Source organism: Micromonospora sp. S-DT3-3-22, from assembly GCF_015354745.1.
In the GTDB taxonomy this organism is placed as follows: Bacteria; Actinomycetota; Actinomycetes; order Mycobacteriales; family Micromonosporaceae; genus Micromonospora; species Micromonospora wenchangensis.
In genome coordinates, this window is sequence record NZ_JACGMO010000042.1 from 30,088 (window position 1) to 52,320 (window position 22,233).

General features: G+C 73.6%; 21 protein-coding genes and 1 pseudogene. 5 read left to right on the forward strand and 17 right to left on the reverse strand.

What is annotated here, in order from left to right; translation table 11 throughout:
- The first annotated feature begins 27 nt into the window (after window positions 1–27).
- Both H1A17_RS14670 and H1A17_RS14675 read left to right on the forward strand, forming a co-directional pair.
- The gene (locus H1A17_RS14670) at window positions 28–609 is read left to right on the forward strand and encodes a GNAT family N-acetyltransferase (protein WP_145918429.1); all 582 of its coding nucleotides are present in this window, start codon (window positions 28–30) and stop codon (window positions 607–609) included.
- Between the two features lie 73 nt (window positions 610–682).
- Window positions 683–1,063, forward strand: coding sequence for a VOC family protein (locus tag H1A17_RS14675; RefSeq protein ID WP_194822104.1), 381 nt, complete (start codon window positions 683–685; stop codon window positions 1,061–1,063).
- Window positions 1,064–1,075: 12 nt separating this feature from the next.
- Here H1A17_RS14675 and H1A17_RS14680 read toward each other — a convergent pair whose 3' ends face one another.
- From H1A17_RS14680 to truB, 7 genes are all read right to left on the reverse strand, one after another.
- Window positions 1,076–1,546 (reverse strand): GNAT family N-acetyltransferase, encoded by a 471-nt coding sequence (locus tag H1A17_RS14680; protein ID WP_194822105.1) that lies wholly within the window; start codon window positions 1,544–1,546, stop codon window positions 1,076–1,078.
- A gap of 128 nt (window positions 1,547–1,674) precedes the next feature.
- Complete coding sequence (gene dapB / locus H1A17_RS14685; protein ID WP_145918426.1) at window positions 1,675–2,442, reverse strand: 4-hydroxy-tetrahydrodipicolinate reductase; 768 nt, start codon at window positions 2,440–2,442, stop codon at window positions 1,675–1,677.
- Window positions 2,443–2,526: 84 nt separating this feature from the next.
- Entirely contained in the window at window positions 2,527–3,813 is a 1,287-nt protein-coding gene (locus H1A17_RS14690; RefSeq protein WP_194822110.1) for a pitrilysin family protein, read from the reverse strand.
- Between the two features lie 206 nt (window positions 3,814–4,019).
- Window positions 4,020–6,395: a polyribonucleotide nucleotidyltransferase gene (locus H1A17_RS14695; protein ID WP_145918425.1), complete on the reverse strand. Its 2,376-nt coding sequence runs from the start codon at window positions 6,393–6,395 to the stop codon at window positions 4,020–4,022.
- Window positions 6,396–6,618: 223 nt separating this feature from the next.
- A complete protein-coding gene (gene rpsO / locus H1A17_RS14700) occupies window positions 6,619–6,888 on the reverse strand; it encodes a 30S ribosomal protein S15 (protein WP_067302624.1) in 270 nt (89 codons plus the stop codon).
- 218 nt (window positions 6,889–7,106) lie between these two features.
- Window positions 7,107–8,033, reverse strand: coding sequence for a bifunctional riboflavin kinase/FAD synthetase (locus tag H1A17_RS14705; protein ID WP_145918424.1), 927 nt, complete (start codon window positions 8,031–8,033; stop codon window positions 7,107–7,109).
- A gap of 126 nt (window positions 8,034–8,159) precedes the next feature.
- Window positions 8,160–9,044, reverse strand: a complete 885-nt coding sequence (gene truB, locus H1A17_RS14710; protein WP_145918423.1) for a tRNA pseudouridine(55) synthase TruB — start codon at window positions 9,042–9,044, stop codon at window positions 8,160–8,162.
- Window positions 9,045–9,139: 95 nt separating this feature from the next.
- On the opposite strand from truB, the gene H1A17_RS14715 reads away from it, so the two are divergent.
- Both H1A17_RS14715 and H1A17_RS14720 read left to right on the forward strand, forming a co-directional pair.
- Window positions 9,140–9,436, forward strand: a complete 297-nt coding sequence (locus tag H1A17_RS14715; RefSeq protein WP_088645572.1) for a hypothetical protein — start codon at window positions 9,140–9,142, stop codon at window positions 9,434–9,436.
- A 224-nt stretch (window positions 9,437–9,660) separates the two neighbouring features.
- Window positions 9,661–10,596 carry a hypothetical protein gene (locus H1A17_RS14720; protein WP_194822106.1) on the forward strand — a complete coding sequence of 312 codons (936 nt, stop codon included), beginning with the start codon at window positions 9,661–9,663 and terminating at the stop codon, window positions 10,594–10,596.
- 55 nt (window positions 10,597–10,651) lie between these two features.
- On the opposite strand, the gene H1A17_RS14725 is transcribed toward H1A17_RS14720, so the two are convergent.
- The 10 genes from H1A17_RS14725 to rimP form a co-directional block, all read right to left on the reverse strand.
- Window positions 10,652–11,977, reverse strand: a complete 1,326-nt coding sequence (locus tag H1A17_RS14725) for an MATE family efflux transporter (protein ID WP_145918421.1) — start codon at window positions 11,975–11,977, stop codon at window positions 10,652–10,654.
- 1,746 nt (window positions 11,978–13,723) lie between these two features.
- Window positions 13,724–13,933: a DUF6186 family protein gene (locus tag H1A17_RS14730; RefSeq protein WP_194822111.1), complete on the reverse strand. Its 210-nt coding sequence runs from the start codon at window positions 13,931–13,933 to the stop codon at window positions 13,724–13,726.
- Window positions 13,933–14,340 carry a hypothetical protein gene (locus H1A17_RS14735; RefSeq protein ID WP_145918420.1) on the reverse strand — a complete coding sequence of 136 codons (408 nt, stop codon included), beginning with the start codon at window positions 14,338–14,340 and terminating at the stop codon, window positions 13,933–13,935. Before H1A17_RS14735 ends, H1A17_RS14730 begins: the two co-directional genes overlap by 1 nt.
- Before the next feature lie 19 nt (window positions 14,341–14,359).
- Window positions 14,360–15,460: a bifunctional oligoribonuclease/PAP phosphatase NrnA gene (locus H1A17_RS14740; protein ID WP_194822107.1), complete on the reverse strand. Its 1,101-nt coding sequence runs from the start codon at window positions 15,458–15,460 to the stop codon at window positions 14,360–14,362.
- Window positions 15,457–15,933 carry a 30S ribosome-binding factor RbfA gene (rbfA, locus tag H1A17_RS14745; protein WP_145918418.1) on the reverse strand — a complete coding sequence of 159 codons (477 nt, stop codon included), beginning with the start codon at window positions 15,931–15,933 and terminating at the stop codon, window positions 15,457–15,459. Before rbfA ends, H1A17_RS14740 begins: the two co-directional genes overlap by 4 nt.
- 334 nt (window positions 15,934–16,267) lie before the next feature.
- Window positions 16,268–16,561, reverse strand: a complete 294-nt coding sequence (locus H1A17_RS14750; protein ID WP_088647721.1) for a DUF503 domain-containing protein — start codon at window positions 16,559–16,561, stop codon at window positions 16,268–16,270.
- Window positions 16,562–16,650: 89 nt separating this feature from the next.
- On the reverse strand, window positions 16,651–19,653 hold the full coding sequence (gene infB, locus H1A17_RS35550; protein ID WP_194822108.1) for a translation initiation factor IF-2: 3,003 nt from the start codon (window positions 19,651–19,653) through the stop codon (window positions 16,651–16,653).
- A gap of 93 nt (window positions 19,654–19,746) precedes the next feature.
- Window positions 19,747–20,079 (reverse strand): YlxR family protein, encoded by a 333-nt coding sequence (locus tag H1A17_RS14760; protein WP_088647723.1) that lies wholly within the window; start codon window positions 20,077–20,079, stop codon window positions 19,747–19,749.
- 16 nt (window positions 20,080–20,095) lie between these two features.
- Complete coding sequence (gene nusA / locus H1A17_RS14765; protein WP_145918416.1) at window positions 20,096–21,139, reverse strand: transcription termination factor NusA; 1,044 nt, start codon at window positions 21,137–21,139, stop codon at window positions 20,096–20,098.
- On the reverse strand, window positions 21,136–21,813 hold the full coding sequence (rimP, locus tag H1A17_RS14770) for a ribosome maturation factor RimP (protein ID WP_145918415.1): 678 nt from the start codon (window positions 21,811–21,813) through the stop codon (window positions 21,136–21,138). The genes nusA and rimP overlap by 4 nt, the downstream gene beginning before the upstream one ends.
- Before the next feature lie 172 nt (window positions 21,814–21,985).
- Here rimP and H1A17_RS14775 point away from each other — a divergent pair.
- Window positions 21,986–22,233 (forward strand): annotated as a pseudogene (locus H1A17_RS14775) (hypothetical protein); the annotation flags it as partial.

Sequence of the window (22,233 nt, forward strand, 5' to 3'; positions counted from 1 at the left end):
CCTCGCTGTGGCCTAGGCTTTCGTGCCATGGCTCTGGGGTACGTCCGCCCGGCGCGTCCCGAGGACGCCGCCGAGATCGCCCGTGTGCAGCTCGCGACCTGGCGGGTCGCGTACCGTCGGCTGCTGCCCCGGCACGTGCTCGACAACCTGGACGAGGCGTGGCTCGCCCGGCGGTGGAGCGCGGCGGTGCAGGAGCCGCCCTCGGCCGCACACCAGGTGCTCGTCGCCGTGGAACAGGCCGAGCAATCCTATCTGGTGGGGTTCGCGGCTTCCGGGCCGGCGGACGCCGAAGCGCTCGCCCCGGGCGAGCCGGCCACGGCGCTGGGCGCCGGGGTGGTCGCGGTGACCGACCTGCTGGTCGAGCCGCGCTGGGGTCGGCGCGGGCACGGCAGCCGGCTGCTCGCCGCCGCCGTGGACGCCTGGCGCGGCGACGGGTTCACCCACGCGGTCGCCTGGACGTTCGACGGCGACGAGGCGACCCGTAGGTTCCTCACCAGCACCGGCTGGGAGCCGGACGGCGCGGCCCGCGCGCTGGACGTCGACGACATGCTCGTCCCCCAGGTACGGCTGCACGTCGCGGTCCCCACCGAACCGGACGACACGCCCTGACCCGGTCGGTTCTGTCGGCCCGCCCTGGTAGACCGGAGGCGGCGGTACGCCACCGACGGTGAGGGAGAAGGGCATGTTCCGGGAGACGAAGGCGTTCAGCGGGTTCTCGGCCGACGACACCGACCGGGCCCGGGAGTTCTACGCCGGCACCCTCGACCTGCGGGTGTCGCAGCTCGGCGGCCCCGGTGGGCTGCTGATGCTGCACCTGGCCGGCGACCGGGACGTGGTGGTCTATCCCAAGGCCGACCACGTGCCGGCGACGTTCACCGTGCTCAACTTCCCGGTGGCCGACGTCGACCGGGCGGTCGACGAGCTGACCGACCGGGGGGTGCGGTTCGCGCGCTACCCGGGGCTGCCGCAGGACGACCGGGGGATCATGCGCGACAACGGGCCGACGATCGCCTGGTTCACCGACCCGGCCGGCAACATCCTGTCCGTCATCGAGCAGGAGTGACCCCGCGCCCGGTCAGCGGCGCAGCTCGACGACCAGTTCGTCGTCCTCCACCGCCCCCGTCGGGGTGAAGCCCAGCGAGGCGTAGAGCCTCGCGGCGGCCGTGTTGTCCGGGTGGTACGACAACCGGACGGGGTGTCCGCCGTCCTGCCCGACCAGCCAGGTGGCGAGGGTACGCACGGCGGCCCGGCCCACCCCCCGGCCCTGTTCGGCGGCGTCGATCAGCATCCCGCCGATCCACCGGGACCCGTCGTCGTCCACGCCCCACATGACGTGGCCGGCCACGGTCTCGTCGGCGTGGACCGCCAGCGACGTCCACACCTCGGAACGCGAGGTCAGCACCAGGTAGCGGGCCGCCAGCGCGGGCACCCACCCCCGCTGGTCGTCGCGGGGGGCCAGGTCGGCCACCGCCCGCCAGTTGTCGTCGTCCACCGGACGCAGGGTGACCCGCCGCCCGAGCCGATCGGTATGTCCGGAATCCAGCACCGGGGCAGCCTAGGGGCGCACGACGGTCCACCGCCAACGAATTCGCCGCCACCCGCACACGACGCCGGACCCGGCACCACACCGGACCCGGCCGCACCGGGCACGGCGGCCGGGCCGACGCGGCGGATCTAGTCGAGCAGGGGGTCCAGGCCGACGGTCAGGCCCGGCCGCTGCCGGACCGCCCGCACGGCCAGCAGCACCCCGGGCATGAACGACACCCGGTCGTACGAGTCGTGCCGGATGGTCAGCGTCTCGCCGAGGGTGCCGAACAGCACCTCCTGGTGGGCGAGCAGGCCGGTGGCGCGGACCGCGTGCACGCGTACCCCGTCGATGTCGGCGCCCCGCGCGCCGGGCACCTCGTCCTTGGTGGCGTCGGGGGCCGGGTCGAGGCCGGCCTCGGCGCGGGCCTGCGCGATCAGCCGGGCGGTGTGGGTGGCGGTGCCGCTCGGCGCGTCGAGCTTGCGCGGATGGTGCTGCTCGATGATCTCCACGGACTCGAAGTGCCGGGCCGCGCGGGCGGCGAACTGCATCATCAGCACCGCGCCGATGCCGAAGTTGGGGGCGATCACCACGCCGACGTCGGGCCGGTCGGCGAGCCAGCCACGCACCTGCTCCAGCCGCTGCCCGGTGAAGCCGGTGGTGCCGACCACCGCGTGGACGCCCTGGTCGATGCACCAGCGCAGATTGTCCATGACCACGTCCGGGGTGGTGAAGTCGACGACCACCTCGGCTGAGGCGGCGGCGGACAGCTCGTCACCCTGGTCGACGGCGGCCACCAGGGCCAGATCGTCGGCCCCGTCGACCGCCCGGCACACCTCGGCGCCCATCCGGCCCCGGGCACCCAGCACGCCGACCCGGACCGCCCCGCCCGGACCCTTCTCCTGCTCGTCAGTCACGCGGCACAACCTATCCCAATCGGGACGCGGGCCACCGCCGGACCACCACCGTCCCACCGGCCGGTCCACCGGGTGTGCGGCGGCTCAGCCGGCGAAGTCGTGCTCCCCGAACGGGCCGACCACCGCCAGCGACATCGGCCGGCCCAGCAGTTCGGCGGCGAGGGTGTTCACGTCGGCCACGGTCACCGCGTCGACCCGGGCCAGCAGCTCGTCCACCGGCATCAGGTCGCCGTAGAGCAGCTCGCCCTTGGCCAGCCGGCTCATCCGGGAGCCGGTGTCCTCCAGGCCCAGCACGAACGAGCCCTTGCTCATCCCCTTGCCCCGGGCCACCTCCGCCTCGGTGAGCCCGTCGGCGGCCACCCGGGCCAGTTCGGCGCGGGTCAACCGGAGTACCTCGTCCACCTTGCCCGGCGCGCAGCCGGCGTAGACGGCGAACAGGCCGCTGTCGGCGTACTGGCTGGCGTAGGAGTAGACCGAGTAGGCCAGGCCGCGCCGCTCGCGGATCTCCTGGAACAGCCGGCTGGACATCCCGCCGCCGAGGACGTTGTTGAGCACCCCGAGGGCGAACCGCCGCTCGTCGACCCGGTCGATGCCGGGGCAGCCGAGGATGACGTGCGCCTGCTCGGTCTCCTTCGGCTCGACCAGGACGGCGGCCGGCTTCGTACGTACCGCCGGGGTGTTCGGCCGGGGCGTGCCCGGCGCGGCCGGGTCGGTGTCCAGCGGGGTGCCGCGCAGCGCCTGGCGGACCAGCCGGACCACGGCGGCGTGGTCGAGGTTGCCGGCGGCGGCGACGACGATCTGCGGCGCGGTGTACCGGCGGCGGTAGAAGCTCTGGATCTGCCGGCGGGTCATCGGGGTGACCGTCTCCTCGGTGCCGGAGATCAACCGGCCGAGGGGGTGGTCACCGTAGACGGCGCGGGCGAAGAGGTCGTGCACCTCGTCGCCGGGCTCGTCGTCGTGCATGGCGATCTCTTCGAGGATGACCCCGCGTTCGGTCTCCACGTCGGCCGGTTCCAGCAGCGAGTCGGCGACCGCGTCGCACATCACGTCGATGGCCAGCGGCAGGTCCTCGTCGAGCACCCGCGCGTAGTAGCAGGTGTACTCCTTGGTGGTGAAGGCGTTGGTCTCGCCGCCCACCGCCTCGATCTCGGCCGAGATCTCCAGCGCGGTGCGCTTGTGGGTGCCCTTGAACAGCAGGTGTTCCAGGAAGTGCGCGGCACCGGCCTGCGGGCCCGTCTCGTCCCGCGAGCCGACCGTGACCCAGATGCCGAACGAGACGCTGCGCATCGTCGGGATCGCCTCGGTGAGCACCCGCAGCCCGCTGGGCAGCACGGTCCGCCGGACGGTGCCGCCCAGCGGGTCGTCACTGATCGTGCGGGTGACCGCCCGGGACGGAGTCCCGGCGCGGCCGGGCTGCCCGGCGACGGCGTGCCGGACGGGCGACGCCGCCGGCCGCCGGTCCGGGGGAAACGACGAACGCTGGGCGCGGCTCACGCAGACCTGCTTCCCGTGCGACGAGGGGTGGGGGGAACACACCGGCCGGGTGACGACGTCGTCGTCACCCGGCCGGTCACTGCTCAGCTGTGCCGGGTACGCCGACGCGGACGCTCGCCGCCGTCGCCACCCTCGCCGCCACCCGGGCCACGCTCGCCGCGCTCCGGCGCCCGACCACCCCGGTCGCCGCCCCGGTCACCGCGGTCACGCGGACCCCGGTCACCGCCCCGGCCGGCCGGCCGGTCGCCACCGGCGGACTCACCGGCGGCCGGCGCCTCGGCGCCCTCCGGCCGGACCTTGTCCAGGTAGATCTTGCCGCGGGCGTCGATGTCCGCGATCTCCACCTCGACCTTGTCGCCGACGTTGAGGAAGTCCTCGACCCGCTCGACCCGCTTGCCGTCGCCCACCTTGGAGATGTGCAGCAGGCCGTCGCGGCCGGGCAGCAGCGAGATGAACGCGCCGAACGCGGCGGTCTTGACCACCGTGCCGAGGAACCGCTCGCCGGCCTTCGGCAGGGTCGGGTTGGCGATCCCGTTGATCCGGTCCACGGCGGCCTGCGCCGACGGGCCGTTGGTCGCGCCGACGTAGATCGTGCCGTCGTCCTCGATGGAGATCTCGGCGCCGGTCTCGTCCTGGATGGCGTTGATGGTCTGCCCCTTCGGGCCGATCACCATGCCGATCTTGTCCACCGGGATCTTGACGGTGGTGACCCGGGGCGCGTAGTCCGACATCTCGGCCGGGGCCTCGATCGCCGCCTGCATCACGCCGAGGATGGTCTGCCGGGCCTCGTTCGCCTGCTGGAGCGCGGCGGCGAGCACGTCCGACGGGATGCCGTTGAGCTTGGTGTCGAGCTGGAGCGCGGTGACGTACTCCGGCGTGCCGGCGACCTTGAAGTCCATGTCACCGAACGCGTCCTCGGCACCGAGGATGTCGGTCAGCGTCACGTACTGGGTCTTGCCGTCCACCTCGTCGGAGATCAGGCCCATCGCGATGCCGGCCACCGGCGCCTTGAGCGGCACACCGGCCGACAGCAGCGCCAGCGTCGAGGCGCAGACCGACCCCATCGAGGTCGAGCCGTTGGAGCCGAGCGCCTCGGAGACCTGCCGGATGGCGTACGGGAACTCCTCACGCGACGGCAGCACCGGCAGCAGCGCCCGCTCGGCCAGCGCGCCGTGGCCGATCTCCCGCCGCTTCGGCGAGCCGACCCGGCCGGTCTCCCCGGTCGAGTACGGCGGGAAGTTGTAGTTGTGCATGTAGCGCTTGCGGTTCTCCGGGGAGAGGGTGTCCACCATCTGCTCCATGCGCAGCATGTTCAGCGTGGTGACGCCGAGGATCTGGGTCTCGCCCCGCTCGAACAGCGCGGAACCGTGCACCCGGGGCAGCACGCCGACCTCGGCGGTGAGCGGCCGGATGTCGCGCGGGCCCCGGCCGTCGATGCGGACCTGCTCACGCAGCACCCGGTTGCGGACCTCGGACTTGGTCAGCGAGCGGAAGGCGGCGGAGAGTTCCTTCTCCCGGCCCTCGAAACGACCGGTCAGCTCCTCGGCGACCCTGGCCTTGACCCGGTCCAGGGCCTCCTCACGGTCGGCCTTGCCGGCGATCTGGAGCGCCTCGGCCACCTCGGCGCGGACCAGCTCGGCCACCGCCTGGTAGACGTCGTCCTGGTAGTCCAGGAACACCGGGAACTCGGTGACCGGCTTCGCGGCCACCTCGGCCAGCTCGCTCTGCGCGCGGCACAGCTCGCGGATCGCCGGCTTGGCGGCCTCCAGGCCGCTGGCGACGATCTCCTCGGTCGGGGCGGTCGCGCCACCGGCGATCAGGGTCACCGCGTGCGGGGTCGCCTCGGCCTCGACCATCATGATCGCGACGTCGCCGTCCTCGAGGGCGCGACCGGCCACCACCATGTCGAAGGTGGCCCGGGACAGCTCCTCCAGCGTCGGGAACGCCACCCACTGGCCCTCGACGTGGGCCACCCGGGTCGCCCCGATCGGGCCGGAGAACGGCAGGCCGGACAGCTTCGTCGACATCGAGGCCGCGTTGATGGCGACCACGTCGTACGGGTGCTGCGGGTCGAGCGCGAGGACGGTCTCGACGACCTGGACCTCGTTGCGCAGGCCCTTGACGAACGACGGGCGCAGCGGCCGGTCGATCAGCCGGCAGGTGAGGATCGCGTCCTCGCTGGGCCGGCCCTCGCGACGGAAGAACGAGCCGGGGATGCGGCCCGCGGCGTACATCCGCTCCTCGACGTCGACGGTCAGCGGGAAGAAGTCGAACTGCTCCTTCGGGTGCTTACCGGCGGTCGTGGCGGAGAGGACGACCGTCTCGCCGAGCTGGGCGATGACGGAGCCGGCGGCCTGGCGGGCCAGCCGGCCGGTGGAGAAGGTGATCTCACGGGTGCCGAAGGACCCGTTGTCGATCACGGCGGTGCGGGATTCGGTGCCGAGGTTGGTCTCGGTCATGTGCGGCGGTACTCCTTCGCGTCGTGGGCCCACGACACCGGAGCTGCTCAGACGGCCGGTCTTCGATCGAAGCGCCCGGGTGGCCGGCATGTTGCCGGGATGCCCGGGGGCCACTACCGGAGACCGGTACGCTGACCGGCTCCCTCTCGGGTGGTCGCGCGGCCCTCTTCTTCGTGGTGGTGCCCGAACGGGGGAGCGGCCCGGTGGCCGCTCCCCCGTCACGTCATCGGCGCAGGCCGAGTCGCTCGATCAGCGACCGGTAGCGGTTGATGTCCTTCTTCTGGACGTAGTTGAGCAGCCGACGGCGCCGACCGACCAGCAACAGCAGCCCACGGCGGCTGTGGTGGTCGTGCTTGTGCACCTTCAGGTGCTCGGTCAGCTCCGCGATCCGCTTGGTGAGGACCGCGACCTGCACCTCCGGCGAACCGGTGTCGCCCTCGGCGGTCGCGTACTCCGAGCGGATCTTGGCCTTGGCTTCCTGGTCGAGCGCCATGTTCTCCCTGTTTCGGTGGGTTGACAACTGATGTCCGTCGTTCGGGTCCGCGTGGACCGGAGACGGACGAACCTCGCACCCGCGGCGTCGTGCAGGCACGCGAGGCCCCGCGTCGGTCATCCGACGTCACCGCCACACTACCAGCCCGTCGCGGAACCGCCCGGTCAAGGCCCACGCGGCGGGTGACGGCGGCCCGTCGACCCACCCCGCCGGGCCGGTCAGGCGACCGCCAGCCGGGTCCGCGCGACGTCCTCGGCCATCTGCACCAACAGCGGCTCGATCGCGTCGTACCGGATCTGGCCACGCAGGTGGGCGGCGAAGTCGAGGGCGACGTGCTCGCCGTACAGGTCGCCTGCGAAGTCCAGCACGTGCGCCTCGACCCGGCGCTCCCGGCCGGCGAACGTCGGGTTGGTGCCGATCGAGATGGCCGCCGGCAGCCGCTCGATGCCCCCGCGCACCAGCCAGCCGGCGTACACCCCGTCGGCGGGCACCGCCGCGTGCGGCGGGCAGCGCAGGTTGGCGGTCGGGAAGCCCAGCTCCCGGCCGCGCTGGTCGCCCAGCACCACCACCCCTTCGAGCCGGTGCGGCCGGCCGAGCACGGCGGTCGCCGCCGCCACGTCCCCGGCCTCGATCCGGGCCCGGATGTACGTCGAGGAGAAGACCGTGCCGTCGGCGGCGACCAGCGGGGCGTTCTCCACCCCGAAACCGAAGGTCCCGCCGAGCTGTTCGAGCAGCGCCACGTTCCCGGCGGCCCGGTGCCCGAACCGGAAGTTGTCCCCCACCACGACCAGCGCCGCGTGCAGGTGTTCGACCAGGATGTCGTGCACGAACGCCTCGGCCGGCAGCCGGGACAGCTCGGCGGTGAACGGCACCACACACAGCACGTCGACCCCGAGCGCCTCGATCAGCTCCGCCTTGCGGGTGGGCTCGGTGAGCACGGCCGGGTGCGCGCCGGGGCGGACCACCTCGGCCGGGTGCGGGTCGAAGGTCACCACCACCGACCGTACGCCCAGCTCACGGGCGCGCGCCACGGCGTGCCCGATGGTCGCCTGGTGCCCCCGGTGCACGCCGTCGAAGACGCCGATGGTGACGACCGACCGCCCCCAGTCACCGGGTGCCGCCTCGTACCCCCGCCACCGCTGCATGCCGCTCCTTCCCTGCTCCGCCGCTGACCGGCTCACACCCGTACCCACGCCGCCGGTCGTCCCGGCCGTCGTCCCCGCGCCCGTCGTCCCCGCCGTACCGTCCGGCCGTGCCGGCCGGCGGCCCGGTCAGGCCGGGGCGAGCACGATCTCCGCGCGGGCCCGGCCGTCCCGCTCGCTGACGATAGCGATCAGGCCACCGTCCGGTCCGAAGACGGCGTACGGTCCGGCGATGCCCACCGGGTCCAGCGGGCCGCCGTGGGAGAGCACCTTCGCCTCGTCGGCGCTGGCCTGCCGACGGGAGAAGTACCTGTCGGCGGCGGTGTCGAGGGGCAGGGTGACCACCTCCGGCGCGCGCTGCTCCAGCGTTGCGAGGGTGGCCGACTCGGCCAGGGTGAAACTGCCCACAGCGGTACGCCGCAGCGCGGTGAGGTGCCCGCCGACGCCGAGCGCCAGGCCCGCGTCCCGGGCCAGCGCCCGGATGTACGTCCCCGACGAGCAGTCGACGTCGATGTCCACGTCGACCACGTCCGGGGTGTCCCGGCGGATCGCCGACACGTCGAGCCGGGAGACGGTGACCCGCCGGGCGGGCAGCTCGACCTGCTCGCCGTCCCGGACCCGCTTGTACGCCCGCTCCCCGTTGATCTTGATGGCGCTCACCGCGCTGGGCACCTGGTCGATCTCGCCGGTCAACGGCACGAACGCGGCCCGGATCGCGGCGTCGGTCAGCGCACCGGCCGGCGTGGCGGCGATCACGTCACCCTCGGCGTCGTCGGTGACCGTGGACTGGCCGAGCCGGACCGTCGCGGTGTAGCTCTTACCCGCCCCGATCACGTACGTCAGCAGCCGGGTGGCCCGGCCGACCCCGATCACCAGCACCCCGGTCGCCATCGGGTCGAGGGTGCCGCCGTGCCCGACCCGGCGGGTACGGGCCAACCGGCGGATGCGCGCCACCACGTCGTGCGACGTCATGCCGCCAGGCTTGTCGACCACGATCAGACCGTCACCGTTCACGACCGCCAAGCCTGCCAGACGGGTCCACCCCGCCCGCCACCGCACGGCACAATGCCGTCACACCACGAGAACCCCCGTCACCCGTCAGGAGCAGCATGACCACGCCGCCCCCGCCCGAGCACCGTGCCCGGGTCGAACTCCCCGAGTGGATGCGTCACCCGGAGCCGCCCCGTCGTACCCTCGGCCGGCGGCTGTCCGAGCTGGTCGAGGCCGTGCCGACGCTCCGCCGGGCACGCCTGTCGCTCTGGCGGTGGCGCGACCGCAGCCGATTCAGCGAACGTCACCCGGTGGTCGCCGGGATCGTCTCGTTCGTGCTGGTGGCGACGCTGGCCAGCCTGCTGGTCGGCGGCGCGCTCTACCTGTTCGCCCGGATGCGCGCCGGCACCCTCTGAACCCGTCGTCGCCCCCGCCCCGGGGCCGGTCCGCGTCCGTGACCCCGGACGGGACAGCGCCGCGACGGACCGGGTGCGAGGATCATGCGCCCCTCCCCCTCCGACCCAGGGAACACCTCGTGACCCACGGCCCGACACCGGCTGATCCACCCCATGCCGCCCGGTCATCCCCCGACCGAGCGGCGGTCGCCACCGCGGACGAGCCGGTCCGGATTCCGTCCTGGATGCGGGAAACCGAGGTGGAGCACGAGTTGACCCGCTCGGAACGGCTCCGGCTGCGCTGGGGTCGGTACGGCGGCACGCTGCTCGGCACGGTGGGCGTCCTGCTGGTGCTGGTGCTGGTCGGCGGGCTCGCCCTGGGTGGGTTCCGTTTCGTCCAGCGGGCGCACGAGGGCGCGCCGCTGCTCCCCCGTCGGGGTGGCACGTCGCCGCCCGCTCCCCGGCCGACCGACGACAGCGGCAACAGTCTCGGCCCGTTCGTCGCCACCCCGGCCGAGGCGTACGCCGAGGGCGCGGCGGCCATCGTGCCGCCCGCCGCCCACCGGACCGGGCCGTTCACCGCCAGGCAGGTCACCGACGGGCTGGCGAGGGTCCGTCGGGCACTGGTCGAGGGACGGGTGGAACCCCGGATGCTGGACGGCGATCCCGACGGGTTCCTCGCCGTGCTCGCCCCGCAGAACCGCGACTCCGCCCGCCGGGACCTGGCCTCCGGCGCCGGCCTCGGCTTCGCCAGCCGGATCGCCGACCGCGCCGACCCGGGGCTGGACCGCGACGAGAAGGTGCGTGGCCGGGGCACCATGACCTACCGGTCCACCACCGCTGCCAACGGGGTACGGGCGTTGGAGGTCACCACGCGGTTCGTCTGGGCCTACCCGTTCGACCTGTGGCGTCCCCAGGCGTACCGGCCGGGCGCGGAGCTGGTCACCCTGCGCGACGAGGTGGTGTGGCTGGTGCCGTACCCGGACGACGTCAGCCCGGCCGGGCGCGGCCTCTGGCTCGACTCGGCCCGGGTCACCCTGCAGAACGCCAGCTGCCCGGCGATGCAGCGGGGCTTCCTGGCGCTGGCCGAGGCCGAACCGCTGCGCCGTCGGACCGCGCCGGCCCCGACGGGCGACGTCTACGACGAGAGCTGGCGGGCCGGCGACGGCGAGGAGTGCTGACCGACGATCACGGTGCTCCCGGTCGGGAGACCGCCCTCGGATCGCCGCGCGCCGGTCAGCGCACCGCGCCGACCACCGCCCACCTGCCGGAACGCAGCCGCAGCAGGACGCCGACGAGCCGGATCACCACGAGCAGGGTGAGGCCGGCCCAGATGCCGCCCAGACCGAGGTCGAACGCGTAGGAGAGCCAGATCGCCGGCAGGAAGCCGCCGACCGCCGCGACCACGGTCAGGTTGCGCAGGTAGCGGATGTCGCCGGCACCGATGAGCACACCGTCGAGGGCGAACACCACCCCGGCGAACGGTTGCATCGCCACGAACCAGGGCCACGCCACCATCGCCTGCTCGCGTACCTCGGGATCGGAGCTGAACAGGGACGGCACGACGCCGGCCCCGGCGGCGATCAGCACCGCGAAGGCCACCCCGCACACCCCGCCGAGCAGGGCGAACCGGCGGGCCAGAGCGCGCGCCCCGGCGGCGTCGCCCGCGCCCAGTGTCGCGCCGATCAACGCCTGCGCGGCGATCGCCAACGCGTCGAGCAGCAGCGCGGTGAAGAACCACAGTTGCAGCGCGATCTGGTGGGCCCCCACGGCGGCGGCACCGAACCGGGCGGCGACGGCGGTGGCGGACAGGAAGCTGGCCTGGAAGGCGAGCCCCCGGATGAGCAGGTCCCGGCTGAGCACCAACTGCTGGCGGATCAGCGCCGGCCGGGGCCTCAGGCCCACCCGTTCCCGCAGCAGCGCCCCCACGAAGAGGGCACCCGAAACGGTCTGGGCGATCGCGTTGGCCACCGCCGAACCGGTCACCCCGAGCCCGGCGGGGTAGACCAGCAGGGGGCAGAGCAGCGCGGAGAGCAGGTTCGGCCCGAGCACGAACAGCAGCGGGCGGCGGGTGTCCTGGATGCCGCGCAGCCAGCCGTTGCCGGCGGCGGCCAGCAGCAGGCCGGGCGCGCCGAGGGCCGCGATCCGCAGCCACCGCCCGGCGGTGTCGGCCACCTCGCCACCGCCGCCGGCGAGGGTACGCGCCAGCGCGTCACCGCCGAACTGCATGCCGACGGCCACCAGCACGCCCACCCCGAACGCCAGCCAGGACGCCTGGACGCCCTCGGCCAGCGCCGCAGCCCGGTCACCGGCACCGAACCGGCGGGCCGCCCGCCCCGTGATGCCGTACGCCAGCACGGTGCCGAGCCAGGCGGTGAGCGTCAGCACCGTGCCGCCGACGGCGAGCGCGGCCAGCGGAACCCGGCCCAGGTGCCCCACGACGGCGGTGTCGACCAGCACGTAGAGCGGTTCGGCCGCGAGCACCACCAGGGCGGGAAGGGCGAGCGCGGCGATCCGGCGCGGCGAGGCGAGCGCGGTGGCGGTGGCGGTGGGCTGGCTCATCGCCGCCGATCCTGGCATGCCTGCCGTAAGGAACGCAAGCCTTGGCATCACTTACCGAACGATGGTCGACGGAACCGGCCCGGCGACGCACGCTCAGACGGGGTGGGGCGTGCGGGCGGCGGAGTGTTTCGGCCGAGCCGGGCCGGTTCAGCGGGGCGGGGTTTGCAGAGCCCGGCCCGGACGGGCGGGTTCCGCCCGGCGCGGTCGAGGCAGGCCGCGCCGGCCAGGCAGACGCGGGCCGAGCCAGGCTGATCGGGCGGGTCTGGCTGTGGCGGGCCCGACTGGCCTGCCTTGCCTTACCTACGACCGGGTTCGCTGCGCCGGACTGGGCACACGGCCTGCTCCCCGCACGGCTTGGCGGGGCGGCTCTTGGGCACGGCTCGGCGGGGCGCCTTCTGGGCACGGCCGGCCCATCCCGGGGCACCGCCTGACCGGGCCGGCTGGTGGGTGTCGTGTCGACCGCCGCAGGTTGAACACGAATTGGCCGAGGACCTCGGGACACCACCGTGAGCAGGCCGGTCGAACACGCCTGGAGCCGGGCGGCCTCTGACACGGCGCGGCGGAGCCGGTTGAACCCGGCTCGAAGCGAGCGGCCCCCGGACACCGCCTGGCAGGGCCGGTTGAGCGCGGCTCGAAGCGATGTTCCCGGACACCGTCTGGTCGGGCCGGTTGAGCGCGGCTCGGCCCGGCTCGGCCTGGCCGCGCTGAACGCGGCCGGAGCCGGGGCCGGGCCAGAGTAGACGGGCCGGGGTGGAACTGAGCGCAGCCGGTGCGGGACCGGGCCGATCCCGCACCCGGGTGGAGACGACCCGGAGCAGGCGCTACGGCCGGGCCGGGGCTACACCTGGGCCAGGGCTGACCCGGGCCGGCGCCGGGGCCCCGGCCCGGGGCCGAGCCGCGTGGGGCCGGCGGCAACGAGCGGGGCTGGGCGTAACCGAGCACGGCACCGGGGCCGGGCTGAGCGGAACTCAGCCGGGCGGCGGGGTCACCGCCGGTGCGGCAGGGTCACTGACGGGTGTCCATCGAGGTCTGCAACGCGCGGCGCATCTGCTCGCGGGCCTCGTCGGTGGTCTCGGTCTTGGGCTTGGTCGCCATGGCGGTGTCCTTCCAGGGTGTGGACCACCGAACAGGTGGCCCAGACGGGCGGTCCTGCTGAGCGCCGGGAAGGCAGCCCGGGATCACCGGAGCGGCTCGCCTGGCAGCGTGAGCCCGGGTCGGTCAGACCCTGGAGGGAGGCGGCACCGGGTGTGGCACCACCGCCCGCGACCTGCGTCGCGGCGCGACGTCGGCCCCTCCCAAGTTAACGTTTACTTTCCACATGCTGCCCACTCTTCCCGTCATCTGGACGGGCCCGGCAAGCACCCCGAGAACACCCCGAACCGGCCTGCCCGGCACGAACACCCGCACCGCACAGCACCTGGACCCCGGCCGATTTCCCGTGACACGTCCGATCGAGCAGGCCACGCCGACCACGGGACGGCACCGCTGAACCGACCGAACCCGGCACAGGACGTTGCTTCAAGCGGCCGGACCAGACACGGGATGCGAAACCGGGCGGGCCGAACCCGGCACGGACCGAGCTGGGCAGACCGCACACGCGCACGGGGTGGGAGAGATCGGCCCGGAACAGCCACGAACACCGGGCCGGACCAGACCCGGGCCACCCAGCCGAAGGCCGGCCCAGGCAGGTCCGCGTCGCCGCTCGCGGCCGGCCCGGAGCGGCCGGGGACCCGACGGTGGAGTCGGTCAGCGGGCCAGGAAGTGCCAGCCCAGCCACCACCAGAACCCGAACACGCCGATCCGGCCGACCGGCACCGGACCGACCTCGTACCGCATGACGTAGGCGCAGACGTCGCCCAGTGACGGAATCCGGGAACCTTCCCGGCGGGCGGCCCACTCGACGGCCGCGAAGAGCACCAGCGATGCGAGGAAGCCACTGATGGCGAGGGTGCGCATCATCGCCGTACCAGCCCCCAGAAGGCGGCCAGCCAGGCGAACCAGGCCGCCGAGCGGACCAACTCGTCCTCCAGCAGCGGATCGGCCAGGCGGGAGAAGGTGGGGAACTCGTCGCCGACCGCCATGACGAAGGTGGCCCCTTCGAGCACCCCGAACAGCGCCGCCGGAAGCAGCCACCAGACGGTGCCCCGGCCCAGCCGGCGCGGTGCCGGCCGACGCTGCACCCGGTTGCCGAGGCCGAGCCAGATCAGCGCGCCGCCGGTGCCCAGCGTCCAGATGTTGGCCTGTGCCGAGAACGACGGGAACTGCCCACCGACCAGGGAGAGGCAGGCCAGCACCGGCACGGTGACCACCGGCCTGTCCCAGGCGCGGGAGACGTCCACGGCGATCTCGTGCGGCTGCTCCATCGTCCGATTCTCCCCGGGGTCACCGTGTGCGGGAAGGCCGACACCCGTCGGCGTGAGCGGGGCCACCGGTCAGCGCACCGGCCAACTCCGCCCTGATCAGGGCGATGACCTGCTCGGCGTCGCCCGATCCGGTGAAACCGGCGGCGAAGCGGTGACCTCCGCCACCCAGCGCCACCGCCACCGCGCTGACGTCGACGGCGCCCTTGCTGCGCATCGACACCGCCCACTCGACCGGCCCGACCTGCTTGAGCACGCACGCGACGTCCGCCTCGGCGGTGCAGCGGACCGAGTCGATCAGCGACTCCAGCACGTACGGCTGCTGGTCGTGCCGGGCCAGGTCGTCGAGGGTGGCGTTGGTCCAGACCAGGCCGTGACCGGCGGCGGCCTCCGGTTCGAGCCGGGCCCGGCCGAGCACCTCACCGAAGAGCCGGACCGCGCCGAACGGCCGGGTGTCGAAGACCTGGCGGGAGATGTCGCCGGGGTGCAGGCCGGTGGCGAGCAGCCGGGCGGCGAGCCGGTGCACCTCGGGGGTGGTGGCCGCGAACCGGAACGAACCGGTGTCGGTGGTCAACGCGACGTAGAGGCCCGTCGCGATCTCGGCGTCCAGCGGCACGTCGAGCCGGGAGAGCAACTGCTCGGCGACGACCGAGGTCGCCGCCGCCGCCGGGTCGACCAGGCGTACCGCGCCGAAGCCGGTGTTCGAGGCGTGGTGGTCGAGGACGACCGAGGTGCCGGCGGTGTCGAGCCGGTCGACCAGGTCACCGAGCCGCGACTCGCTCGCGGCGTCGAAGCAGACCACCAGATCCGGGTCCGGGTACGCCTCGCTCGCCGGCACCAGCAGGTCGAGCCCCGGCAGCCAGCGGAACGGCTCCGGCACCTCGGGGGGCCCCGGAAAGGTGGCCTGCAACCGGTGTACGCCGAGCCGGCGCAGCCCCAGCCCGAAGCCGAGCATGCTGCCCAGCGCGTCACCGTCCGGGTTGACGTGACAGATCAGCAGCACCCGGGAGTCGGCCGGCAGGCCACGTACCGCCGCGACGGCGGCAGCCCAGTCGTCCTCGCCGGGGCCGGTGGACGGCGACCCGGTACGGAGTTCGTCGGCCGTGCCCGGGGCGGCCGTCACCGCCGGTCCGTCGCGGACGGGTCGGTGGTGACGTCGTCGTCGGTCTCGTCGTCCTCGTCGTCGACCCGGTACGGCTGGGCGTCGCCCGCGTACTTGGCCTGGGCGGCCAGCCGCTGCACCTCGGCGTCGGCGTGCCGGGCCTGGGCGAGCAGGTCGTCGATCTGCTTGACCTGGTCCTGCACGTCGTCCAGGACGAAGGTCAGCGAGGGCGAGTGACGCAGCCCGAGGGCCTTGCCGACGGTGCTGCGCAGCATGCCCTTGGCGCTCTCCAGTGCGGCGGCGGTGCTGGCCTGGGCCGCCGCGTCACCGAGGACGGTGTAGAAGACGGTGGCGTCGCGCAGGTCGGCGGTGATCCGGGCGTCGGTGATGGTGATCATCCCGAGCCGGGGGTCCTTGATCTGGCTCCGCACCACCGAGGCGACCAGTTCGCGAATCCGCTCGGCGTGCCGGCGAACCTTGGCCGGATCAGTCATGTCCCCCACCTCCAGGGCGTTCCTTCCGCGGCCGGAGCGGCGACGCGGGCGTCACCGGGACCAACCACCCAACACCTCGAACACTACCCGCGCGCCACCCCCACCCGCCCGCCCCCACCCCGCCCACCCACCCCTCACTCCCACCTCCCTCACCCACCCCACTTCCCGCCCCCGCCTATGCCCCACCCCACCCCGCCCCACCCCGGTGATCAAGAAGTTTGCGTCAACTGATCAAGAGGTTCGCGTCAACCCGAAGATCGAAGCTGACGCAAACCTCTTGATCACCGAGGGCAGACGGGGCGGGGCGACAGGGCGGGGGAAGCGGTGAGAGGGGTCAGTCTTCGGGGGTGTGGAGGTGGCGACGGACGGAGAGCAGGTCGATCTCGGGGCGGGCGGCGACCAGGCGTTCGCAGGAGTCGAGCACGTCGCGGACGTGGGTCGCCTCGGCGGCCACCACGGCCACCCCGATCTCGGCCCGACCGTGCAGGTCGAGCGCGCCCACCTCGGCGGCCGACACCTCGAACCGGCGCAGCGCCGCCACGATGGGCCGGACGTAGGAGCGCTTCGCCTTGAGCGAGCGGGAGTCGCCCGGCAGGAGCAGGTCGAAGAGTGCGGTTCCGGTATACATCGCCACGGACGTTACGGAACCGGCCCGGACATGCTCAAGGGGTTTACGCCGGGTGGCGTAAACCCCTTGAGCACCGTGTCAGCGCCGGATCAGGCGCGCGGCTTCTCCCGCATCTCGAAGGTCTCGATGGTGTCGCCGACCTGGACGTTGTTGAAACCGCCCAGAGTCAGACCACACTCGAAGCCTTCGCGGACCTCCGTCGCGTCGTCCTTGAACCGCTTGAGCGAGCTGATCGTGAGGTTGTCCGCCACGACCGCCCCGTCCCGCAGCAGCCGCGCCTTGGCGTTGCGGCGGATGATGCCGGACCGGACGATGCAACCGGAGATGTTGCCGATCTTGGACGAGCGGAAGACGTCGCGGATCTCCGCGGTGCCCAGCTCGACCTCCTCGTACTCCGGCTTGAGCAGCCCCTTGAGCGCGGCGTCGATCTCCTCGATGGCCTGGTAGATGACGGTGTAGTACCGGATCTCCACGCCCTCGCGGTCGGCGATCTCGCGGACCTTGTTGGCGGCCCGCACGTTGAAGCCGATGATCGTGACCGCCTCGGACGAGGCGCTCGCGAGCATGACGTCGCTCTCGGTGATCGCACCCACGCCCCGGTGGATGATCCTGAGCTGGACCTCCTCGGGGATGTCGAGGTTGAACAGCGCGTCCTCGAGGGCCTCCACGGAACCGGAGACGTCGCCCTTGAGCACCAGGTTGAGCGAGGTCTTCTCGCCCTCCTTGAGCTGCTCCATGAGCGTTTCGAGGGTGGCCCGGCCACGGGAGTTGGCGAAGGACGCCGCCCGCCGTCGTGCCTGCCGCTGCTCGGCGATCTGCCGCACCGTGCGGTCGTCCTCGGCGGCCAGGAAGGTGTCACCCGCACCCGGCACCGCGGTCAGACCGAGCACCAGGACCGGACGGGCCGGACCGGCCTCGGCGACCTGGTTGCCGTTCTCGTCGAGCATGGCGCGGACCCGGCCGTGGGCCCCACCGGCGACGATCGAGTCGCCCGCCCGCAGGGTGCCCTTCTGCACCAGCACCGTCGCCACCGCGCCGCGGCCCTTGTCCAGGTGCGCCTCGATGGCCACACCCTGCGCCGGCCCGTCGATCGGAGCGGTCAGCTCCAGCGACGCGTCGGCGGTCAGCAGGACCGCCTCCAGCAGCTCGTCGATGCCGATGCCCGGCTTGGCCGCCACGTTGACGAACATGGTGTCGCCGCCGTACTCCTCGGCGACCAGGCCGTACTCGGTCAGCTGCTGGCGGACCTTGTCGGGGTTCGCCTCCGGCTTGTCGACCTTGTTGACCGCGACCACGATCGGCACCTCGGCCGCCTTGGCGTGGTTGAGCGCCTCGATCGTCTGCGGCATGACGCCGTCGTCGGCCGCCACCACCAGCACCACGATGTCGGTGACCTGGGCACCACGGGCACGCATGGCGGTGAACGCCTCGTGACCCGGGGTGTCGATGAAGGTCACCGCGCGGTCCTCGCCCTCGTGCGGGACGTGGACCTGGTACGCGCCGATGTGCTGGGTGATGCCACCCGCCTCGCCGGCCACCACGTTCGCCTTGCGGATCGCGTCGAGCAGCTTGGTCTTACCGTGGTCGACGTGACCCATGACGGTCACCACCGGCGCACGGCTGACCAGGCGGTCCTCCGCGACCTCGGCGTCGAGGTCGATGTTGAACTGCGCGAGCAGCTCGCGGTCCTCGTCCTCCGGGCTGACGATCTGCACGTCGAAACCGAGGTGCTCACCGAGCAGCAGCAGGGTCTCGTCGGAGCAGGACTGGGTCGCGGTGACCATCTCGCCCAGGTTGAACATCTCCTGGACCAGCGAACCCGGGTTGGCGTTGATCTTGTCGGCGAAGTCCGACAGCGAGGCGCCACGGGAGAGCCGGACGACCTGACCCTGACCCCGGGGCGCGCCCGAGCTCATGGTCGGGGCCGACAGGTTGTCGAACTCCTGTCTGCGCTGCTTCTTGGACTTGCGACCACGGGTCGGCCGGCCACCCGGACGCCCGAAGGCACCCGCGGCGCCGCCGCCACGGCCACGACCGCCACCACCGGGACGACCACCGCCACCGGCCGGGGCACCCGGACGGAAACCACCGCCGGGAGCGCCACCGCCGCCACCGGGGCCACCACGGTAGCCGCCGCCGCCGCCGGCGCCACCGCCGCCACCGGGACCGCCACGGAAGCCACCGCCACCGCCGCCACCGGGACGGAAGCCACCGCCACCGCCACCGGGACGACCGGCGCCGCCGCCGGGGCCACCACGACCGCCACCGGGGCCGCCGGGGCGACCCGTGGTGGGCCGCTGGCTCGGCATCGAGGCCGGGCTGGGCCGGGGCGGCATCGAGGCCGGGCTCGGCCGCGGGGGCATACCGGCCGGGCTCGGCCGGGGACCGCCGCCACCGGCCGCCGGGGGCCGCTGCTGCTGGCCGCCCTGGATGCCGAACGGGTTGTTACCGGCGCCGCGCGCCGGGGGACGACCACCGGGACGGGCACCGGGGCCCGCCGGGGGACCACCGGGCCGGCCGGCGGCCGGGGTGCCCGGACGCGGCGGTACCGCGTTCGGGCCGGGACGCGGACCCGGACGCGGGCCACCCTCGGTGGGCGGCTCCCGCCGGACGTTGTCCCGCTGCTGCTGCCGGGCGGCCTGGGCGGCCTTGACCGCCGCCTCCTGCTCGGCGTTGAAGGCGGCGGCGCGAGCCTCGGCGGCGGCCACCTCGATGTCGTGTGCGCTCGCCGGCTTGGCGACCGGGGTCACCGGCTGCGGCGGGCCGGGGACCGGGCCCTTGGGCTTCGGTCCAGGGGTCGGCGCGGCCGGCCGCCGGGGCGGCATCGGTCGAGCCGAGACCCGGGGGGCACCCGGGGTCGGGGGCGGCGTCGGGGTCGGTGCCGGGCTCGGGGCCGCCGCCGGAGCGGACGGTGCCGACGAACCACCGGCGGACGCGACGAATGCGCCACGCAGCCGTCGGGCGACGGGCGCCTCGACGGTGCTGGACGCGGACTTCACAAACTCGCCCATTTCCTTCAGCTTGGCGAGCACTGTCTTGCTTTCGACCCCGAGCTCCTTAGCAAGCTCGTGTACGCGGGCCTTACCTGCCACTGCACTCCTCACTCCGAGGTCGTGCGGGCAGCACCCGCAGCGACCTCACTCGTGCACTTGAAGCCTGGTCATTTCAGGGACTTCATCGTGTGCTCATGTCGGTCGTCCTACCTTGCTAGCGACCCTCGCCCGATCGGGTTGACCGGACGTAGTGGTTGGCGCATCGACGTGCTCCGCGACGGCACCGTGATCGGGGACCCCGGTGAGTCGCAGCGCCCGCCCGAAGGCGCGACGCCGCACCGCCAGCGCGAAGCAGGCCGGATCCGGGTGCATGTTCGCTCCCCGACCCGGCAGACTGCGGCTCGGATCAGGCCGGAGACTGTGACCATCCTCGTCACCGACCGCGACGATCCGCAGCAGTTCGCTGGCCGGCGCACGTTTCCGGCAACCCACACAGGTGCGCTCCGGATGCGCGCGTCGTACCACTGGAAGAAGTCTACCCCTAGCCGCCCGAGATCGCTCCGCCCGGCTCCGGGACGGACTCGGCACCACCCCGACCGCCGGCGCCCGCCTGCTCCGCGTCCGACCGGATGTCGATCCGCCAACCGGTCAACCGGGCGGCAAGTCGGGCATTCTGCCCCTCCCGGCCGATCGCCAGGGAGAGCTGGAAGTCCGGGACGGTCACCCGGGCCGTACGGGTGGCCAGGTCGACCACCTCGACCCGCAGCGCCTTGGCCGGCGAGAGCGCGTTGCCGACGAAGGTCGCCGGGTCGTCCGACCAGTCGATGATGTCGATCTTCTCGCCGTGCAGCTCGCTCATCACCGCGCGGACCCGCTGGCCCATCGGCCCGATGCAGGCGCCCTTGGCGTTCACGCCCTGCACGGTGGACCGGACGGCGATCTTGGTGCGGTGACCCGCCTCACGGGCGATCGCCCCGATCTCCACGGTGCCGTCGGCGATCTCCGGCACCTCCAGCGCGAAGAGCTTCTTCACCAGCGCCGGGTGCGACCGGGACAGGGTGATCTGCGGCCCGCGCATCCCCTTGGTCACGTGCACCACCACGCAGCGGATCCGCTCGCCGTGGGTGTACCGCTCGCCGGGCACCTGCTCGGACTGCGGCAGCACGCCCTCCAGCTTGCCCAGGTCGACGCTGACGATGCCCTTCTCGCTGCGCGCCTCGTGCGCCTGCACCACGCCGGTGACCAGGTCGCCGTCGCGGCCGACGTACTCGCCGAAGTGCACCTCGTCGGTGGCCTCCCGCAGCCGCTGGAGGATCACCTGCTTGGCGGTCATCGCCGCGATCCGGCCGAAGTCGTGCGGGGTGTCGTCCCACTCCCGCACCACGCTGCCGTCGTCGTCCAGCTCCTGGGCGTAGACCAGGGCGGCCCCGTTCTTCCGGTCGATCTCCACCCGGGCGTGCGACTCGGCGCCGTCGGTGTGCCGGTAGGCGGTCAGCAACGCGGTCTCGATCGCCGCGAGGATCGTGTCGAACGGGATCTCCCGCTCGCGCTCCAGTGCGCGCAGCGCCGCGAGGTCGATGTTCACCTCTCCTCGTCCTCCACATCATCATCGTCGTCATCTTCGTCGGTGTCGTCGCCGACCTCGTCGATCTCGTCCGCCTCGTCGATCTCGTCGAGGCGGTGGAACTCGACCTGCACCCGGCCGGGGCCCAGTTCGGCGTAGCGGTGCTCCACCGGACCGGACTCGGTCTCCAGCACCACGCGCTCGTCGTCGGCCGCTGCCACCCGCCCGGTGACCTGCCGGTCCACGGCGGGCTCCCCGGCCCGTACGGTCACCTTGACCAGTCGGCCGGCGTTGCGCCGCCAGTGCCGGGGCAGGGTCAGCGGGCGGTCCACCCCCGGGGAGCTGACCTCCAGCTGGTACTCCCCCGCCACGATGTCCCCGCCGGACTCCTCGGCCGCGTCGAGCGCCGCCGAGACCGCCCGGGAGACGACCGCGACCGCGTCCAGGTTGATCCCGCCGTCGGCGTCCACGATCACCCGGACCACGTGCCGGCGGCCGGCCCGGGAGACCGAGACGTCCTCCAGGTCGTAGCCCGCCCCGGTGACCACCGGCTCGATCACCGCGCGCAACCGGTCGCGACGGGCGGCCAGGTCACCCCGGGATGCGCCGGCACGGTCGCCGCCCCGGGGGCCGTCGGTGCGACGGGAGCGTCCCGCCGGCGCCGTCGGCCTGGTGGCACGGCCACGCTGCGTCATCTGGGCACCCTTCTCCTGGTCGGCGGCGGTCGTCGGACCGGCACGCCGGGACGCCACCGGGGCGGCAGCGCCGGTGGCTGCGCAGAGCGTAACGCGCCGTCGGTACGGCGGCCCCGGCGGCGCACCGACGGCGGTCGCCCGGCGGACGGCGGGCATGGTGTTGACTTGTCCGGTGGCCACGGGCAGAACAACGACGCACCACGACGGAACGGGGCAGTCCCGGCGTACCGTGCTGCGGGCCGGCGCGCTCCTGGCGGTCGGCGTCGCCGCCGTACCGCTGACCGGGTGCGGTCTCCTCGACCGCGACGACCCCACCCCGCCGCCCGACCCGCTGGAACCCCTCGCGGCCGAGGCCCGGTCGCTGGCCGACCGGCACCGGGCCGCGATCGCCGCCGACGCGGGGCTGGCCGGCCGGCTCAG

Coding starts and splice junctions, on each gene's coding strand:
- H1A17_RS14675 (WP_194822104.1), top strand. CDS start 683: ATGTTCCGGGAGACGAAGGCGTTCAGCGGGTTCTCGGCCGACGACACC.
- H1A17_RS14725 (WP_145918421.1), bottom strand. CDS start 11,977: ATGAGCCAGCCCACCGCCACCGCCACCGCGCTCGCCTCGCCGCGCCGG.
- H1A17_RS14730 (WP_194822111.1), bottom strand. CDS start 13,933: ATGCGCACCCTCGCCATCAGTGGCTTCCTCGCATCGCTGGTGCTCTTC.
- H1A17_RS14705 (WP_145918424.1), bottom strand. CDS start 8,033: ATGCAGCGGTGGCGGGGGTACGAGGCGGCACCCGGTGACTGGGGGCGG.
- rbfA (WP_145918418.1), bottom strand. CDS start 15,933: ATGACTGATCCGGCCAAGGTTCGCCGGCACGCCGAGCGGATTCGCGAA.
- H1A17_RS14735 (WP_145918420.1), bottom strand. CDS start 14,340: ATGGAGCAGCCGCACGAGATCGCCGTGGACGTCTCCCGCGCCTGGGAC.
- H1A17_RS14715 (WP_088645572.1), top strand. CDS start 9,140: ATGACCACGCCGCCCCCGCCCGAGCACCGTGCCCGGGTCGAACTCCCC.
- H1A17_RS14695 (WP_145918425.1), bottom strand. CDS start 6,395: ATGACCGAGACCAACCTCGGCACCGAATCCCGCACCGCCGTGATCGAC.
- H1A17_RS14720 (WP_194822106.1), top strand. CDS start 9,661: ATGCGGGAAACCGAGGTGGAGCACGAGTTGACCCGCTCGGAACGGCTC.
- rimP (WP_145918415.1), bottom strand. CDS start 21,813: ATGACGCAGCGTGGCCGTGCCACCAGGCCGACGGCGCCGGCGGGACGC.
- H1A17_RS14750 (WP_088647721.1), bottom strand. CDS start 16,561: ATGTATACCGGAACCGCACTCTTCGACCTGCTCCTGCCGGGCGACTCC.
- rpsO (WP_067302624.1), bottom strand. CDS start 6,888: ATGGCGCTCGACCAGGAAGCCAAGGCCAAGATCCGCTCGGAGTACGCG.
- H1A17_RS14670 (WP_145918429.1), top strand. CDS start 28: ATGGCTCTGGGGTACGTCCGCCCGGCGCGTCCCGAGGACGCCGCCGAG.